Origin of the sequence: Sphingobium sp. BYY-5 (assembly GCF_022758885.1) — a bacterium.
GTDB lineage: Bacteria > Pseudomonadota > Alphaproteobacteria > Sphingomonadales > Sphingomonadaceae > Sphingobium.
On record NZ_JALEBH010000002.1, the window covers coordinates 1 to 17310 of the forward strand.

Consider the following 17310-nt stretch of genomic DNA (forward strand, 5'->3'; position numbering starts at 1 on the left):
CTTTTCGTTGCTCAGCATGGCGATGATCAGCGGCACCCATTTCGGGATGCACAGCATCGCGGGGATATTCTACCCCAGCGCGATCCGCGCGAACGGCGCCGGCTGGGCCACGTCCGTTGCGAAGATCGGCTCCATCTTCGCGCCCTTGCTGGGCGGCTACCTGCTCGCGACGAACATGCCGCCGCGTTTTCTCTTCGTGCTGCTTGCGATCACCCCGTTGCTTTCGGCCGTTTCGCTCGCCTTTCTTGCCCGCACGCACAGCCGCCGTTCGACATCCGCGACGGCGCCGATGCCTCCATCCACCGATCATGATGTCTTTACGGCCCAGGCCGTGACGACGAAGCCTTAGAAGGAACTGCACATGGCTTTGACCGCAACACCCATCACGCCGCGCTTTGGCGCTGAACTGTCCGGCCTCGATATAAGCAAGCCGCTCGATCCGGCGGATTTCGCCGCGATCCTCGACGCGATGAACCAGTGGGGTGTGTGCGTGTTTCGTAAGACCGGACTCGACAACGCATCGCATATCGCCTTCAGCCGCCATTTCGGCCATCTGGAGACCGCTCCACTGGTAAAGAACCGCCCGCGTCGCCATCCCGACCATGCGGAAATCTTCGACGCCAGCAACCTGACCCCGGCGGGCGAGATTCTGGTCGATCAGAATATGGTCCTGCACAAGAAAGGCGACCGGTTGTGGCACACCGATTCTTCGTTCATGGACTTGCGGTCGGCCTATTCCCTCCTGCTCGCCTACGAAGTGCCCAAGGAAGGGGGGCTGACCTATTTCGCCGACATGCGATCGGCCTATGAGGACCTGCCCACCGATATCCGGGCCAAGGTCGATCATATGGAGGCGGAACATTCGCTGTGGTATTCGCGGATGCTTGCCGGCTTTCCGATTACGGAAGAAGAAATCGATGGACGCCCGAAGGCGCGCCAGCCCATGTCGATCCGGCAGGACGCGACCGGTCGCAAGGCGATCTATATCGGCAGCCATGCGGTGGATGTCGTTGGCCTGCCCCGTTCGGAGGGGCAGGAACTGATCCGATATCTGATCGCGTTCGCGACCCAGCCGCAATATATATTCGGCGTCTCTTATGAACCGGGGGACCTTGTAATCTGGGACAATCTGGCGACCATGCACCGCGGCGGCGACTTCGACATCTTCAACGAACGGCGTGACATGCGGCGTACGACCGTGCGCGAAGGCGCGGCGCCGGACCAGGCTGATGATCCGTTCACCGCCTATTTCTCCGCCTCGACTCCTACGAACTGAGCTGTCGCAATGTCTGAAAGACCCCGGATATTGGTCACGCGCAAATGGCCGGATCGTGTCGAGGCGCTAATCGCGGAACGGTATGATGCCACCTTCAGCGATGACGATGTGCCGCTGACCGAGGCGCAGCTTGTCGCCGCGATGCGGGACTATGACGCGATTTGCCCTACCATCACCGATAGGCTGAACGCCGGCATTCTGGGGGTGGAGGGGCGGCGTGCGCGGATCATCGCCAACTATGGTGCCGGCTTCGAACATATCGACATGGCGGCGGCACGGGCGGCGGGCATGATCGTGACCAATACGCCGGGCGTGCTGACGGATGCGACCGCGGATCTCGCGATCACGCTGATGCTGATGACATCCCGTCGCGCGGGCGAGGGCGAACGCGAATTGCGAGCGGGCGAATGGACCGGCTGGCGGCCCACCCATTTGCTGGGCACCAGCCTTCGGGGCAAGACGCTGGGGCTGGTGGGCTTCGGTCGGATCGCGCAGGCGACGGCGGAGCGCGCTCGCTTCGGCTTTGGCATGGACATTGTGTATTTCTCGCGTCGTCGGGGGGCGGAAGAGGATTTGCAGCGTTTGGACGCACGCTACTTTGCTTCGCTGCCGGACATGGTGGAGCAGTGTGATTTCGTATCACTGCATATTCCCGGTGGAGCGGAAACACGCAACATGATCGATGCTGACTTGTTGGCCCGGATGCCGGCACACGCAATATTAATCAATACGGCGCGCGGCGATGTGGTCGATGAAGATGCGCTGATTGATGCGCTGAACGATGGTCGTATAGCCGGCGCGGGCCTGGACGTCTTTGCCGGTGAACCCAATGTCTCGCAGCGCCTGCTGGATGCACCCAATTGCGTGCTGCTGCCGCATCTGGGCAGCGCAACGCGCGAGACGCGCGAGGCGATGGGTATGCGTGCGCTCGCCAATCTTGACGATTGGCGCGAAGGGAGAGTTCCCAGGGACAGCCTGGAATGATTGCCCGGATCGACGACTTGATCGCGGCGGAGCGCCTGCCATCCACTTATGCCGCAACGGTTGATCGCTGGTGGCGGCCTTTGGCCGGACGAATCGCGCAATGGCGGGCTGACGCCGGGCATATATTGATCGTCGGGATCAACGGCGCGCAGGGCAGTGGAAAATCGACCCTGTGCCGCTTCCTCGAAGCCGCCCTGTTGCCGGAATATGGTTTGTCCGCTGTCACTGTGTCGCTTGACGACCTGTATCTGCCATTGGTCGATCGCGAACGGATCGCGCACGAAATCCATCCGCTGTTCCGCACGCGCGGCATTCCTGGGACACATGATGTCGCGCTGGGCATCTCGATCCTCGATGATCTTGCCGTCGGGCGGGAAGTGCTGGTCCCGCGTTTCAGCAAAGCATTGGACGACCGGTTACCTCAATCCGACTGGGTGCTGCATCCGGGTCACGCCGATGTCATATTGTTCGAAGGATGGTGCGTGGGCGCCCGCCCGCAGGATGCGGCCAACCTGGGCACGCCATTGAACGCGCTGGAAGCCGAAGCCGATCCGGAAGGCGTCTGGCGTCGACATGTGAACGCGGCTCTCCAGGGCTCCTATGCGCAATGGTTTTCCCGCATCGATCGACTGGTGATGTTGAAACCGCCTTCGTTCGACGATGTGTTGCGCAACCGTCTGCTTCAGGAACAGAAGCTGCGTATCGTCGCGTCCGATGCCCCGGGTATCATGGACGACGACGCGGTACGTCGTTTCGTGAGCCATTATGAACGGTTGACGCGACATATGTTCGCCGACCTGCCGGTGCGGGCGGATATCCTGTTCGAACTCGATACGCAGCAGAACATAATTTCCCGCCAGTGCTCTGCGCGCCCACATCGAGCGGAAATTTGATGCTGCATTTTCCAACCTGCAGACCGTAAACGGCCAATCTGGAAATGCTCCGGCTCTTGCGTGGAGGGGATGCTTGTCCGATCATGCTTTGATGAGCGATCCTGCAAATCCCCGCCCAAGCCCTCCTGACTGCTATACGAGCATCATTTATTTCCACGGCATGGGGACGCCCAAACGCTATGAAGAACTCAGCCGGATTCTGGAGACGCTAGATCGTTATGGCAGCGGTCACGAAGCGGACAAGCATGGTGCGCTGCGTGGCCAATCCGTGGGTGTGGAAACATCACGTGTCGGAGCAGATGAACCGATAAATTTTCTACGCTTCGGACGGATCAAGATTGGATCGGGGCAACATAAATCGACGCTGCTCGGTCGGTATCGGCTTTACGAGAATTACTGGAGTCCGGCCGCTGCCGGAGCCGTGTCGGCGATAGGGGTGTTTCTGTGGTTCCTGACTCAGGCTTTCCATCCGTTTAGCGTGTTATGCAAGCCATGGCGGGCGCATCAGCGCTTGAAGCGCGCCTATCTCAGCCGGATGTTTTATGACAGAGGCACCATGCCGGCGCTTCGTTTTCGCCAGTTGGCAAAACTCTATCGCGACTTCGAAGGTCTTGGCGCGCGGCGGCAATTCTTCGAGGGCCGGTTCAGGCAGTTTCAACGCATGATTTCGGAAAGATATGCCCGCGACGAGCAAGCGAGAAGGGATCTGCAAACCCTTGCTTTTCAATGGCGCAATCAATTCCTTGTCGCCCAGATAGCGCTCGCTTTGCTTTCCGCGACCCTTATTGCAGGGGCTGCGGGTCTGGCCGTTGGCGTCCTATATCTGGGCGCATTCCTCACCGTATATTTGGGAGCGGAATTGCCGTCATTGATTGTGCTGGTCGATCGCGCCGGAGAAATACCCGCTTGGGTAAATTTTGCGGCCATTGCCATAATGGCCTTCTTTGGTTTTCAGTTGCGTAAATTCCTCGAGTTGTTTCTGTCGGACGTTGTATTCTGGACGACCACCTTTGAAAAGGACGTTCGATACAGGAAGCGTCGAGAAATCCTTGCTGCGAGTGAGGATATATTAATGCACGTCATCGCTGACGCCAAATGTGATCGCATCGTCGTCGTCGGGCATAGCCTGGGTACGGCGATCGCCTATCAGACCCTGCTGGACGTTGGACGTCGAATGAAGGCAAGCCGGGAGTCAGGCGTGGCCCAGCCCACGCGATATGACGGGCTTCGTAAAATCTCGCATTTCATAACGCTTGGCAGTCCCATCGACCGGATCAACTACTTCTTTCAACTGACTTTTAGCCGTTACCACCGGTTCAACAGGGTAGCCGACGAATTGATGGGGCGATCGTCAGACCTTCCGTTCAAAATGGACAATGTAGCGCCCAACGCAGGCAGGCAGATCATCCGATGGATCAATGTGCGCGATCCGGCCGATCCGATCGCGAGCCGATTATTCTCACCGCGTGGCACCATTCCTAACCGCCATGAGATTCAGGAAGTTTCCATTTCCAGCAGTCATGTTCCGAGTCCTGGCGGGGCGCATACCGGCTATTTTGAGTCTGAACTCGCTGCGAAGATTTTATATGATGCGTGCATCCTCGGTCGCGAGACACTTCAACTTCAGACGGCACGACCGGCTTGGTCCCATATGATGGGTAATGGTCTGCGCCGTTTGAGTTGGGGGGTGGCGCTGTCGATTATTTGGTCGATCGTTATCGGTGCGGTTGGGTACGTCCTGGGGTCCAGCATCTGGATGACGATCGGACAAAGTGCCTGTTTTGGACTTATCGTCCTATTCACAATGATCTGGCTGGTCGGTGGTTTGGTCGACCGTTTCCATGACCTGACACTGGCCCATTGACCGAAGGGGCCACCCTTCCTAGATTGAGGACAGGCTTTGATGGTGCCTTCTACCATCAAATTATTGTCGTGGCTGGGCGAGGCCTTGCTGCGCGAGCGGAGCCGGTGGAATGTGAGTTCCGCCGGCTCTTGCCTTCCGACATGTACGGTCCGGGCTAATGCTGCGATGACTTGGTCTCGGGAAGGGACAAGATCTGGTCTTCGGCAAGCAGACGGCTGCGAAGCGCGGCGTAAGGGACGTCCTGCATGGCAATTTTGTCGGCAAGGGCAATGTCCGCCGCTGCCGCCGCCGATTGCCCCAGGATCATGAAAACCGGTTCCATCCGGATCGAACCATAGGCGATATGGGAAGCGGACAGGGCGACCGGTACAAGCAGATTGGTTGCCTCTGACCTTTTGGGCACAATCGCATCATAGCTGATCGGATAGGCGCGTTTCGGGCTGACCTCGATATTGCCCTCATTGCGGACAAAGCCGCGGGCATCAACGATCCTTTGGGTATTATGGGAATCCATATTATAAGACCCCATGCCGATCGGTCGCGGAGAAGATTTGGCGCCGCGCAGATGGGGTTCAGCCATCACGAAATCGGACACCATCCGCCGTGCTTCCCGAACATATATTTCGCGCGGCCAATGGCCATTGGCGATGAACTCATCCTTGCATAAGCCCCAGCGCGACATTTCGGCGCGTGTTTCTGGGGGCACGCCTGGGTCGTTGGCCATGAACCACATCAGGCCCTGCTGATAGCTGCTATGTTCTCGCATGATCGCGGCCCGCTCCGCGTCGCTTCCTTCCGGATAGCGGTAGTTCATACCGATATTGTCGAAGGAGAAGGCGCCGTAATTGTTGACGTCCGCCTTGCCGTTCGGAATCCGGTCGAACTTTCGGAAGAAATCGCGATATCCAGCATCCATATAGCGTTTCAACAATGCGTAGCTGTTCGGGTCGTAGTCCGCAGGCCGGGATAGCGGTACGCGATTCTCCGCCACATCGGTCAGGCACATCCGGTAGGTATAGGCCTGGATCTTGGTGTCTGCTGTCCCGTCGGGAGCGGGCGGTTCGCTGCTCACATGTGGCAGCAGCCCGCTGGAAGGATCGCCGGCTATCCGGTAGGGGTCTATATCCAGGGTGAACTGGTGGTTAGTCGTGTTTGCCAGTTGCACGCCGTTCAACGTTTCGCCGTAGGTCTTATTCGCTTCCCTCCCCACGGTGAAGCGCACCCCGGCGCTCGCCATCAGATCGCCTTCATAGCTGGCGTCGATGAAAATGCGCCCGGCGAACCTGCGGCCAGTGATCGAATGAAAGGCGATCAGGCGGCCATTGCGCATCTCAACTTTCCCCTGCGCGCGGTCGAGCGGCTGGTTGCGCATGATCTCCACGCCCGCCTGGGCTGCCCAGTCCTCCAAAATGCGCTCGGCGACCTTGGGTTCGAATTGCCACATGGCGTCGCCATCGATGAAATTTTCCGCGCGTTCTGGACGCTTGGCGAATGTCCATGCGCGCGGATCATCATAGTAGCGCTTTACCTTGCGATAAAATTCGCGGGACAATCCCCCGATCGCGCGATGGTTGCCGGTGTCCGACCAGCTCAGGCCGTTGGTCGTCATTCCGCCAAGATAATCGTCGCGGCATACCAGCGTCGCCGTCCTCCCCAGCCTTCGCGCTTCGATGGCCGCAATCACCCCTCCCGCCGTGCAACCATAGATGACGATATCGCTTTCCCGCGTGGAAACAGGGGAGGCGGCAAGGAGGGGAGGCGATAGCAGCAGCATGGGTGCCATCGCGATGGCCAGGGAGCGAAGTATCACGATGTCGTTCCTCAGAAGGTTGCGGCGATGCCGAAGAAGAAGCGGCGGTCTTCCCGCGCGGAATTGAGAAGGCGCAACGGGGTCTGGAGATATTGCCGGTCGATTTCGCGCGTCAGGTTGATCGCCTCGACCGTCAGGCGGATGGTTTTGGTCAGATTGACTTGCGCCGAAGCGTCGAGCTGTCCGCGACCATCGGCATAGGAACTCCCCCCGCTTGCCGCCGACCCTTGTCCAAGCAGATATTTGCTGCGGTATATATAGGCCACGCGCAGGGAGAATATCTTGTCCTCATAATAGCCGATCAGATTGTAGCTGTGCTTGGACAGGCCCGGCAGCGGCAAAGCGGCCTGCGTCGCTTCATCGATGAGCGGTGTCTTGCTATCGACAAAGGTGTAGTTCGCCTGGATGCCCAGATTGTTGAAAGGCGCTGGCAGGAAGCGCAGCGATTGCTGATAGGCGACCTCGAAGCCCTTGATCTTGCCGGATTCGCCATTCACCGGCTGGGTGATCTGAAATGGCCCCAGTTCCTGGAGGCCGGGCACAAATTCCTCCCGCGTCAGGTTGATGGTGAAGGAGTCCACATTCTTGTAGAAACCCGCCAGGGTGAGCGCGCTGGACGGCGCAAAATACCATTCGAGTGTCGCGTCATATTGGGTCGCTTCGAACGGGCGCAGATTGGGATTGCCGCGCGAACCGGTCCGCGAAACGAAAAGCGGCACGAAACTGACGCCGACATCGCTCAGGCTCGGCCGTGCCATCACCTTTGCTGCCGCCAGGCGGAAGGTCAGCTTGTCGGTGAGGTCTAGCGATGCGTTGGCACTGGGCAGCCAATAGTTGAAACGGGATTTGGACGCGGTCGGCTGCGTATCGGACAGGAAACCGGACGAGATGCGTTCGAAGGTGACGTAACGCACGCCGACGTTGCCCGTCAGTCGCATCGAGCCCAGTTCGGTTTCCAGATTGGCCTTGGCGTAGAAGGCGATGGTGTCCTGATCCACATCCTTGATCGAGACGCGGCCCAGCGGGATGTTGTCCGCGCGCGGAATGGGCAGGCCGAAGGCATCGCGTGCGGCTTCCTTGTCGGTCGTGCCGCCGAGTATGTCGCGCGGGAAGCTGCCGGAGACGCCGGGAAAGAAGCTGCCCTGCTTATTGTTGTAGACCAGGCCCGGCAACTCATCGACGGTCAGGATGCCGTCGCCATTCTTGTCGCCCTTGGCCAACAGGCTGGCGGCGGTGGGAATATTCTGGGGTGCTTCGGAGTAAAATTCGATCTTCTCAAACCGGCTGCCCACCTCGATCGAACGCAGCGGGCCTAGATTGGTCAGGATTTCGAAATCGACGCGTGCATCATAGCCGACATTGTTGGTACGAAAATCATTCTCGAAGATCGAGGCGAGCTGATATTGGGAAGGGTCATTAACGTTGAAATTGGTGTCGAGTGACAGGTTCGGCACCGGATTGCCTGCCGAAAAATCATAGGAGACATTGGCGACATTGCCCGCGCGAGGAACGACGACATAGGTGAAGGACGCGCCGGGGCCACCGTCAGTCCCGCGCCCCTTGCTGTAGGACGCGTCCAGCTTCATCTTGACGATCTCGCCATCATATTTGGTCGAGAATCCCAGATTGGTGGAACGAAACTCGGTCGGTTCATCATAGACCAGTGGGCGGACGGTGACATTGTTGAAGGTGCCGCTCACCACCGTCCCATTCTCATCCGCGACGGCGCCGCTGTCCTGATCGTTCAGGAGAACTTGCCAGTTGGCGCTCTGCCGATTGCGTTTCAGCCGGGAATAGGTGCCGTCGAGAATGACTTCCCAATCGTCCGCCGGACGATATTGGATCGAACTGTTGAGCGTAAGCCGCTTTTCATGGCGGTCATAAATGCGCGCCATGAACCGGTTCGGTCGGTACAGGCCGGGATCATTCACCCCATCTCCGTCGCCGTCAATCGCGTTGGTGCGCGTCCAACCCCCGGAATCGAACGAATAGCCGCGGGTATGGGTATTCGAATAGGCCGCACTGGCAAGGATACCGAACCGATCATTGAAATTCTTCGAGATCAGCGCCGAACCACGATAGCCAAGGCGATCGGCCTGATCGGTATAGGCGCCCTGGAGGCGGGCGCTGACGACCAGGTCTTCAAGGTCGAGCGGACGCTTGGTCTTGAGATTGACGGTTGCGCCAAGCGCGCCTTCGGGCATGTCGGCCGAGGGCGACTTGGCGACAACAATGCTGGATATGATTTCCGGGCTGACGGATTCCAGTGAGGCGCTGCCACCCGCGCCCGGCCCCAGGAATGTCCGGCCGTTGATTTCCAGCCGGTTCTGGGAGATGCCGCGAACGGTGAAGTTCGACCCGTCGCCTTCGCGGCGGGTAATCTGGACGCCGGTGATCCGGCTCATCGATTCCGCCACATTCTGATCGGGCAGCTTTCCGATATCCTGGGCGGTGATGACATCGACGATATTGCCGGCCGCGCGCTTGGCATTGATGGATTCCTGAAGCGATGCGCGAATGCCGGTCACGACGATGTCCGCCGCCGGTTCCTGAACCATTGCCCCACCGCTTGCGTCCGACTGGGCCGGATCATCCTGCTGATGGGCAGCCGTGTTGCCGAAGGCCGATGCTACCTGCACGATACCGGCCGTTCGGGCGGAAATGGGCTGCGCGCGCTTCAGAACGATCGCATTGCCGACCTTGACCGGTGTCAGATTGCTTCCCGCGAGCAGGTGACGCAGCGCCGTCATGACATCCAAAGCGCCTTGCACGCGATTGACCACGACGCCTTCCGCATCGGCGGCCGATACCATGATCTGAAGTCCTGCCTGATGCGCGAACAGCGGAATGCCACTCTGCCCCGGCTGAGCGGGCACATTGAAATTCCGGGTTTCAGCCAAGGCCTGGGCAGGCAGTACCAGGCTGCAGACAAGAGCTGCGGTGCTGGCGAACGCATAGGCGCGCATCCGTTTCATTCAATCCTCCCCTTTTGTTGCACTGCCTTTTCGGCGTGCTGACATCTTCACGAGTCCGGATTGCGATATTTCCGTCAGGGCACGGGTGATTTTTTCCGGGAAAGACGAATTTCCGTGGGCGTGCTGTCTACGGAGACGTGCAGGGATGCGGCCAGCGTTGCCGCAAAATCGCCAGGCTGATCTATGCGGAACAGGCCGATCAGGCGCTCATTTTCGAGGCTGGCATCCGCGATGATGAGTTTCTGACTATTATAGCGATTAAACTGGGCGACGGCATGGCTCAATGTTTCATTCTCCAGCGAAATTTCGCCGCTGCGCCATGCCAATGCCCGTTCAATAGTCTCCGGGGCCGTCCCCGTGTCGGGTTGTGTGGCGGCGTTACGGAAGTTCGCATATTGGCCGGCTTCCAATATCGTCATCATCCCGCTGGCCTGGCTGGGCCATACGGCCACCACTCCCTCGGTGACTGTAATCCTGACATTATCCGCGCTGCGGTCCACCGAAAAAGCCGTGCCAACCGCGCGAATCTGCGCAATGCCCGCGTCGACGACGAACGGACGCTTCCGATCCTTTGCGACCTGAAACCACGCCTCACCCCGATCCAGCGCAACGCGGCGTGCGTCAGACGCAAAAACGACGCGCAATGCGCTGTCGGTGTTGATCGTCGCGACCGAACCATCGGCGAGCGGCAAGCGCCGGATTTCTCCGCGCGCCGTGGATACACGTTCTCCGCCAAGAAGGCCGGACCAGCCAATGATGCCCGCAACCGATGCGGCAATCGCAACACCGGCACCCATGAATATCCCGCGCCGACTCGGGCGGTATGGCAAGGCGGCCGCGCCATCATTCGTTTGATCGCCTGCGACAGCCCGGTCGATGATGGACAGGCCCGCCATTGCCCGCAACAAGGCACCGTTATGGCGTCGGTCGAGCGCGAGCCATGCATCCAGTTCGGCCTGGGCCGCCGGATCAAGGGGGTAGCGCAACGCCCAGGCGGCTGCCGCTTCATCAATGCGATCTTGCACGCGGGGCTTCCTTCCTGCTGGTCTGCTGCGCGTCGGCGGGCGGATCAGTCAAATGTTTCAGGACAGCCCTCAGGCTGCGACTGGCATCGTTCTCGACGATCGTTTCGCTAACACCCAATGCCTCCGCAATCTGTTTCTGGCTCAGCCCTTCGACTCGCCGCATGACAAATATCCGCCGCGCCCGCTCGGTCAGGGTCGCCAGCGCGGCTTGCACACGCCCCAGTTCGTCCCGCCCGATCGCGATTCTTTCCGGCGAGGGATAATCCGCTTCGAGTTCGTCCCGCATATGGGCTGATAACGGCTCCATGCGCACTACGGTGGCACGACGGCGCTGGCGATAGGCGAGATGACGGGCCATGGTGAACAGATAGGCGCGCGGCTCCGTGATGTGGGAGACGTCTAACACTTCTGCCAGACGGCAAAAACATTCCTGCACAATATCCTCCACATCTCCGTCCGCGACAAAGCGCCGCCGGAGCCAGATCCGAAGATCGCGTTCGTGGGGGAGGATTTCGCGCCCTACCCATTCCGCCAATTCCTCGCGTCTCGTTGCTTTTCTCCTGCTCCTGCGCTCCTAAGGAGTCATGGCGGAGGATTTTCCGTCACCCATCCGCCAGACCATTATATTTTCTTGATGTGAATGTGTCCGTTTGCGCCAGGTCATTGGGTTGGGGCAATAGCGATTGCTCTTCGGACCATCGGACCTCGAGGCATTCAACCAGTTTGTCTCCATCTCTTTCGTTGAATTCTACTCAACGCTCCATGACATTCACACCCACTAATCCTGACCGACATTCCTCTCTATCTTCCGCTCCATAGGACAAGATTGAACCGGCATCCGGCACCCTCGGGACGTGCAACGTCTGCCGGGAAGCGGAAACAATGTGGATTTGTCCTCATCCCATGGAGCAAGAATGATGTTGGAACTGGATTGGTGCGAAGACACCTGGCCTGACGGCCGTCAAGAGCTTGGGCGATAAGATGGCCAGCTTTCCAGCCGATCTTGCCATGTCCGAAAACGCATCAGTCGATGAACCTCAGGCCGGGGCGTGGAACGCGGTCTATGCGATGGCGCTTTGCACTTTCGTCCTCGTCGCATCGGAATTTCTGCCGGTGAGTCTGCTCAGCCCCATCGCGCGGGATTTGCTTCTGAGCGAAGGGCAGGCTGGGCAGGCCATTTCGATTTCCGGAATTTTCGCGGTGGTGGCGAGCCTTTCCATTGCGATCGCGGCCAGCCGGATCGATCGTCGTCCCGTGCTGTTGGTGCTTACCGCGCTGCTGGTTGTATCAGGCGCGCTGGTGGCATTCGCGCCGAGCTACGCAGTGCTCATGTCCGGCCGGGCACTTCTGGGGATCGCCATCGGCGGCTTCTGGTCAATGTCGGCGGCCATCGCGATGCGGTTGGTTCCAACCCATTTGGTGCCGCGCGCCATCGCCGTCATGAACGGAGGCAACGCCCTTGCCTCGACCGTAGCGGCGCCCCTGGGCGCCTTTGCCGGCGGACTGATCGGGTGGCGAGGTGCCTTCTTCTGCGTTGTTCCCCTGGCCCTCCTCGCCATGTTCTGGCAAGCTCGTGCGCTGCCAAGCCTGCCTGTCGCCGTGCAAAGGGGAGGTGAAGGTCATGTCGGCATATGGAGACTGCTACGCCGTCCACCGATCATGCTGGGTCTGGCGGGCGTGACTTTGTTCTTCATGGGGCAGTTCGCGCTCTTCACTTATCTTCGTCCTTTTGTTGAACAGGTGACGCAGGTTGGCCTGGCGTCCCTGTCCGTCATGTTGTTGATCCTTGGCGTTTCGGGTTTTATCGGCACCGTGATGATCGGTCGCTTCATTGGACCGCGACTGCACCTGACGCTCGCAGCACTGCCTGCAATCATGGCCGTGACGGCGATCGGCCTTGCCCTATTCGGAGCTTCTCCTGCAATCACCGCCATGTTGCTGGCGATCTGGGGCTTTGCGGGAACGGCGGCACCCGTAGTCTGGTGGACCTGGATCACCCGGGTCGCGCCGGATGATGCCGAAGCTGGCGGCGGGCTCATGGTTGCCGTTGTGCAACTGGCCATCACGCTTGGGGCGACGGTCGGCGGCATCATTTTCGATGCTTTCGGTCCGGTGCCCGAATTTCTCGGTAGCGCCGCAATACTGACCCTGGCGGCCCTGATGGGCCTCGTTGGCGGTTGGTATCGCACGGCTTGAGCGATAGTAATATTGCAGTGTACCAACGGTTCGCGCAGGATGTCCTTATGGTCATGAGCCGCACCGACATTGCCGATTTCACCTATTTTCTGGCAATTGCCCGGCATCGCAATTTTCGGCTCGCGGGGGTTCAGCTGGGCGTCAGCGCTTCGGCGGTCAGCCATGCGCTCAAGGGGCTGGAAGGGCGCCTGGGCGTACGGCTGCTCAATCGTACCAATCGGAGCGTCACCCTTACCGCCGCCGGTGAAGAGCTGCACGACGCCATATCGCAGCCATTCGCCGCAATTGGTCAGGCGTATGAACGCATCAACGCCTATCGCGATGCGCCCGCGGGCAAGATTCGGCTCAACGTGATCGCCGATGCGGCGCAACTGGTGCTGGCGCCGGTACTTCCGGTTTTCGCGGATCGTTATCCGGACGTCGCGGTCGAGATCACGGCGAATGACCGGATGATCGACGTGATCGGCAGCGGTTTCGACGCAGGCATTCGCCATGGGGGCACTGTGCCCGAAGACATGATCGCACGGCGCATTTCCGCCGATCTGCGATGGGTCGTTGCGGCATCTCCAGCCTATCTTGCAAGATTTGGACGCCTTCGAACACCGGCCGATCTGGAGGCGCATCGCTGCCTTGGCGTCCGTCTGGGCAATGAGCGGATGTATCGATGGGAATTCATGGGACCGGACGGAGAATTTGCCATAGCAGTGCCAAGCCAGGTGGTCGCGGAGGATGGTCGCGCGATGCTCGCGCTCGCGCTGAACGATTTTGGCTTGATGTACGGTACTGAAGCGATCTTCGCACCATATCTGGCGCGGGGTGAACTCGAACTTGTCCTTGAAGACTGGTCGACGACGGGACCTGGCTATCATATTTATTATTCAAGCCGGCGCCAGGTCCCGATGGGACTGAGATTACTGATCGATCTTATCCAGGAATTTCGTCCTCTGGGTCTTTAATATCTGGTCTCATCGCTGTTTTTTCTGACTGCCGCCATTAATCGCCAGCAACGATTTCCATGTCGTAGACAAGGACTTTTTGCCAGAGATGTTCGCAGGATTTCACGAAGGCAAGATGTATCGGATGGTCCTGATAGGCTTTCTGATCCGCCAAATTGTCAAAATACATGAGTTCCGTCACGTCATAGCTCGCGTCTATGACATCGCGCTTCTCCGTGCTGGCAGGCACCCCGATCTGCAATGAACGGATGACGGGAATGTCCTTGAGCGTAGCAAGACCGGCAATCAATTGATCGCGATCGACCTTGGAACCCGGGTTCTTCAACCAGAAGAATACATGGTGCACCAGCTTTGCCTCGGTGGCCGGCGTTGCGGCCTTGGCCGATGAAAGGGCTGCGCCAGTACCACCCAGCATGATCATTGCGGCAATTTCCCTCCTGCTCGTTTCCATGATGCGGCTCTCCTTGCAAATTGCGGCGAAAACCAAACTTCACCACATAGGGGTCAGGGTTACGGCAATGCGGATAGCGTGACCGACGTGGATTGGCGTTCCACTATGCCGTGATCGAAAATCTCGTCTCTTATGTCCGCCACGCCTTTCACATTGCCGAGTTCGGCGATCAGGCGCTGGGTAGCACGGAAGGCCATGTCTTCGACAGGCTGGCGAACCACGGTCAATGGCGGCCAGATGCGCGACGCCAGAATTGTATCGTCGAATCCCGTGACAGCCAGGTCCTCCGGGAGTCTGAAGCCCATGTCATTGGCCCGCGCGATCACACCGGCAGCCAGATCATCACTGCTGCAGATGATCGCGGTTGGCCGGTCGGACAGTTTCAGAAGCGTTTGCCCAGCCACCATTCCGGAAGCATAGTCGAACTCGCTGTGAAGGATCATCAGCGGCGGCTCCTGGGGTATCGCATGTTTGTGCAGGGCATCGCGAAAGCCGTCCAGCCGGGCCGCCACAACGCTGTAATGTTCTGGGCCTGCAATATAGCCGATACGGCGGTGTCCCTTGGCGATTACCCTTTCGGTAATGGAACACATCGCCGCGCGGTTATCGATCCGCACGGTCGTAATGCCGGACATCGCGGCGCCGGTCGCGATTGCGGCAACCGGAACGCCCAATGTCGTCAGAATCTCCGATCTGCTAAGCTGTTCCGCGAAGGGAGGAACGAGCAGGAGCGCATCGGCCCCGCTGCGCACCAGATCTTTTGCGATGCCTTCCGCCTCGTCCTTGGTTCCGCTCCCCCCCTCGCGCAGGATAAGCTGAAGGCCATGTGCGTTGGTCGCTCGCAGCGTCCCGACCAGCACAGCATCCAGAAATGGCGTGCGCCGGTCGCTGTAAATAAGCCCCAGGGTGGTCGCGCGCGCCTTTGCCAGGCGGCGTGCGGCCAGGTTGGGGACATATCCCAGCTCCGCGATGGCGGCCTGCACCGCCGCGACGGTCGCCGCACTGGCGCGACCGGCGCCATTTATCACGTTCGACACCGTCATTGCGGAAACGCCCGCCCGTTCCGCGACCCCACGGATCGTTATGCCATTCTGTTTTCGTCTCGCCATCAGGCTCATGTCCCCCGTTCCTCTGATAGCGCCTCTCCAACGATTTTACAGTGTAGGATCGGACAGAGTGAACGCATCACGGACGATTAGATCGAGCCTCCCTGCAAACCCTTCACGGCATGGTCCACGGCCCGTGCGGTCAGGGCCATGAAAGTCAGCGAAGGATTGACGCAAGATATGGAGGCCATCTGTGCGCCATCGGTGACGAAAAGGTTCGATGCATCATGGGCCTGGCTCCATTTGTTCAACACCGAAGCGCGGGGGTCTGCGCCCATGCGTGCGCCGCCCATTTCGTGAATGGCGTCGCCCGGTACATGTTCCTGCACGCTGCTCTGAACATTCTGCAACCCAGCGGCGCGCAGCATCTTTTCGCCTTCCTTGCGGGCATCGGCCATCATACGCAGCTCATTGTCGCGGAATGTGACGTTGAACCGCATCAGGGGGATACCAAAGCGATCAACCTTGTCCGGGTGAAGGGATACCTTATTGTCTTCATAGGGAAGACACTCACCGAAGGCTCCCATATGGAACTGCCATCCGCTATAGCGCCGCATGCCTTCCTTCATCGATGCACCAAAGCCCACGGGCCTGGATGGTTGGCGAGAGGCTCCGCCCTGATAGCCATAGCCGCGTTTGAATCCCACACCATCATCCTTGCCGATGTTGCGGAACCGGGGAACATAGATGCCGCCGGGCCGACGGCCATATTCGATATATTCCTCCATACCAGGAATATTGCCCCAAATGCCCACGCGGAAGATATGATCCATGACGTAGCGGCCGAGCGTGCCACTCGTGTCGAAATGGCTGCGTCCACTGCCCTGCGCGCGGGAATTCATCAGAATCTGGGTCGATGCCATGGCCGATGCGCAGACGAAGACGAGTCGGGCGTTCACCGTTTCAGCCGCGCCGGTCTTGGTATCAACGAAACGTACACCAGTGACGCGTTTCGCGGCCGCATCATATTCGAGATTGGTGACGACCGCATCGGATCGCAGTGTCAGTCGCCCCGTCGCCCGTGCCGCCGGCAATGTCACCGCCTGGGTCGAGAAATAGGCGCCAAAGGAACAACCGTTCGAACATTGATTGCGGAACTGGCATTTTGTCCGGTTCTGGTCCGGCTTGTCCTCCGTCATGTTGGACAGGCGGGCGTGGATCATCTTGCGGCCGGGGAATTGTGTTTCCAGCCGCCCCTTCATCCATTGCTCCGCCACGTTCATGGGCATCGGCGGCTGGAACTCGCTGTCTGGCAAATAGGGCAGATTTTCGCGCGAACCCGACACCCCGATATATTTTTCGACATAGCTGTACCAGGGCACCAGGTCATCATAGCGGATCGGCCAGTCTCCGCCCACGCCGTCCTTTTTGTTCGCCTCGAAATCCTCCGGACTCCAGCGAAAGCTCCAGCGCCCCCAGATGAGGGATTTGCCCCCGACCGCGCCGGGGCGAATCCAGTAGAATTTGTTGCCCTCCTCATAGTCATAGGGGTTCAGGCGATCATTATTGTAGAAGGCCTGGTTGCTGGGCGAGACATACCCATGTTTGGCGATGAAATAGTCGCTCTCCATCAGCCGGTCGGGCATCATGTTCCGTGCCGGCACTTCATAAGCCGGCTTGCCGTCATAGGTATAACCTTCGCCATGTTCCACCATGGGACCGCGGTCCAGCATGAGGACACGTAGCCCCTTTTCGGTCAGTTCCTTTGCGGCCCAGCCGCCGCTGATGCCGGAACCGATGACGATTGCGTCAAACCTGTCGGTCGATGCCATGA

Annotated in this window: 13 protein-coding genes and 1 pseudogene; 7 read left to right on the forward strand and 7 right to left on the reverse strand. The window is 59.3% G+C overall.

All coding sequences use genetic code 11. The features are described from left to right. The 5 genes and pseudogenes from MOK15_RS16405 to MOK15_RS16425 form a co-directional block, all read left to right on the forward strand. Positions 1-349 (forward strand): annotated as a pseudogene (locus MOK15_RS16405) (MFS transporter); the annotation flags it as partial. A gap of 12 nt (positions 350-361) precedes the next feature. Next, the gene (locus tag MOK15_RS16410) at positions 362-1276 is read left to right on the forward strand and encodes a TauD/TfdA family dioxygenase (protein ID WP_242932800.1); all 915 of its coding nucleotides are present in this window, start codon (positions 362-364) and stop codon (positions 1274-1276) included. A gap of 9 nt (positions 1277-1285) precedes the next feature. Further along, positions 1286-2260, forward strand: coding sequence for a D-glycerate dehydrogenase (locus MOK15_RS16415; RefSeq protein ID WP_242932801.1), 975 nt, complete (start codon positions 1286-1288; stop codon positions 2258-2260). After that, on the forward strand, positions 2257-3153 hold the full coding sequence (locus MOK15_RS16420; RefSeq protein ID WP_242932802.1) for a kinase: 897 nt from the start codon (positions 2257-2259) through the stop codon (positions 3151-3153). Before MOK15_RS16415 ends, MOK15_RS16420 begins: the two co-directional genes overlap by 4 nt. A 91-nt stretch (positions 3154-3244) precedes the next feature. Further along, on the forward strand, positions 3245-5017 hold the full coding sequence (locus tag MOK15_RS16425) for a hypothetical protein (protein WP_242932803.1): 1773 nt from the start codon (positions 3245-3247) through the stop codon (positions 5015-5017). 154 nt (positions 5018-5171) lie between these two features. Here MOK15_RS16425 and MOK15_RS16430 read toward each other — a convergent pair whose 3' ends face one another. The 4 genes from MOK15_RS16430 to MOK15_RS16445 all read right to left on the reverse strand — a co-directional run bounded on the left by MOK15_RS16430 (position 5172) and on the right by MOK15_RS16445 (position 11362). Further along, positions 5172-6827 carry an FAD-dependent oxidoreductase gene (locus MOK15_RS16430; RefSeq protein ID WP_242932804.1) on the reverse strand — a complete coding sequence of 552 codons (1656 nt, stop codon included), beginning with the start codon at positions 6825-6827 and terminating at the stop codon, positions 5172-5174. 11 nt (positions 6828-6838) lie between these two features. Beyond that, positions 6839-9802, reverse strand: a complete 2964-nt coding sequence (locus MOK15_RS16435) for a TonB-dependent receptor (protein WP_242932805.1) — start codon at positions 9800-9802, stop codon at positions 6839-6841. A gap of 74 nt (positions 9803-9876) precedes the next feature. Continuing rightward, positions 9877-10827 carry a FecR domain-containing protein gene (locus MOK15_RS16440; RefSeq protein ID WP_242932806.1) on the reverse strand — a complete coding sequence of 317 codons (951 nt, stop codon included), beginning with the start codon at positions 10825-10827 and terminating at the stop codon, positions 9877-9879. Then, the gene (locus MOK15_RS16445) at positions 10811-11362 is read right to left on the reverse strand and encodes an RNA polymerase sigma factor (protein WP_278254311.1); all 552 of its coding nucleotides are present in this window, start codon (positions 11360-11362) and stop codon (positions 10811-10813) included. The genes MOK15_RS16440 and MOK15_RS16445 overlap by 17 nt, the downstream gene beginning before the upstream one ends. Positions 11363-11808: 446 nt before the next feature. Here MOK15_RS16445 and MOK15_RS16450 point away from each other — a divergent pair, with 446 nt between their 5' ends. Then, positions 11809-13023 carry an MFS transporter gene (locus MOK15_RS16450; protein WP_242932808.1) on the forward strand — a complete coding sequence of 405 codons (1215 nt, stop codon included), beginning with the start codon at positions 11809-11811 and terminating at the stop codon, positions 13021-13023. A 53-nt stretch (positions 13024-13076) separates the two neighbouring features. Continuing rightward, on the forward strand, positions 13077-13979 hold the full coding sequence (locus MOK15_RS16455) for a LysR family transcriptional regulator (RefSeq protein ID WP_242932809.1): 903 nt from the start codon (positions 13077-13079) through the stop codon (positions 13977-13979). 37 nt (positions 13980-14016) lie between these two features. Here MOK15_RS16455 and MOK15_RS16460 read toward each other — a convergent pair whose 3' ends face one another. The 3 genes from MOK15_RS16460 to MOK15_RS16470 all read right to left on the reverse strand — a co-directional run bounded on the left by MOK15_RS16460 (position 14017) and on the right by MOK15_RS16470 (position 17308). Continuing rightward, positions 14017-14430: a Dabb family protein gene (locus tag MOK15_RS16460; RefSeq protein ID WP_242932810.1), complete on the reverse strand. Its 414-nt coding sequence runs from the start codon at positions 14428-14430 to the stop codon at positions 14017-14019. A gap of 59 nt (positions 14431-14489) precedes the next feature. After that, the gene (locus tag MOK15_RS16465) at positions 14490-15548 is read right to left on the reverse strand and encodes a LacI family DNA-binding transcriptional regulator (protein ID WP_242932811.1); all 1059 of its coding nucleotides are present in this window, start codon (positions 15546-15548) and stop codon (positions 14490-14492) included. Between the two features lie 77 nt (positions 15549-15625). Then, positions 15626-17308, reverse strand: a complete 1683-nt coding sequence (locus MOK15_RS16470; protein ID WP_242932812.1) for a GMC family oxidoreductase — start codon at positions 17306-17308, stop codon at positions 15626-15628. Positions 17309-17310 lie beyond the last annotated feature (2 nt).

Excerpts from the sequence above, each read along its gene's own strand:
- MOK15_RS16415 (WP_242932801.1), top strand. The coding sequence starts at position 1,286 with ATGTCTGAAAGACCCCGGATATTGGTCACGCGCAAATGGCCGGATCGT.
- MOK15_RS16410 (WP_242932800.1), top strand. The coding sequence starts at position 362 with ATGGCTTTGACCGCAACACCCATCACGCCGCGCTTTGGCGCTGAACTG.
- MOK15_RS16450 (WP_242932808.1), top strand. The coding sequence starts at position 11,809 with ATGGCCAGCTTTCCAGCCGATCTTGCCATGTCCGAAAACGCATCAGTC.
- MOK15_RS16435 (WP_242932805.1), bottom strand. The coding sequence starts at position 9,802 with ATGAAACGGATGCGCGCCTATGCGTTCGCCAGCACCGCAGCTCTTGTC.
- MOK15_RS16420 (WP_242932802.1), top strand. The coding sequence starts at position 2,257 with ATGATTGCCCGGATCGACGACTTGATCGCGGCGGAGCGCCTGCCATCC.
- MOK15_RS16470 (WP_242932812.1), bottom strand. The coding sequence starts at position 17,308 with ATGGCATCGACCGACAGGTTTGACGCAATCGTCATCGGTTCCGGCATC.
- MOK15_RS16465 (WP_242932811.1), bottom strand. The coding sequence starts at position 15,548 with ATGAGCCTGATGGCGAGACGAAAACAGAATGGCATAACGATCCGTGGG.
- MOK15_RS16425 (WP_242932803.1), top strand. The coding sequence starts at position 3,245 with ATGAGCGATCCTGCAAATCCCCGCCCAAGCCCTCCTGACTGCTATACG.
- MOK15_RS16460 (WP_242932810.1), bottom strand. The coding sequence starts at position 14,430 with ATGGAAACGAGCAGGAGGGAAATTGCCGCAATGATCATGCTGGGTGGT.
- MOK15_RS16455 (WP_242932809.1), top strand. The coding sequence starts at position 13,077 with ATGAGCCGCACCGACATTGCCGATTTCACCTATTTTCTGGCAATTGCC.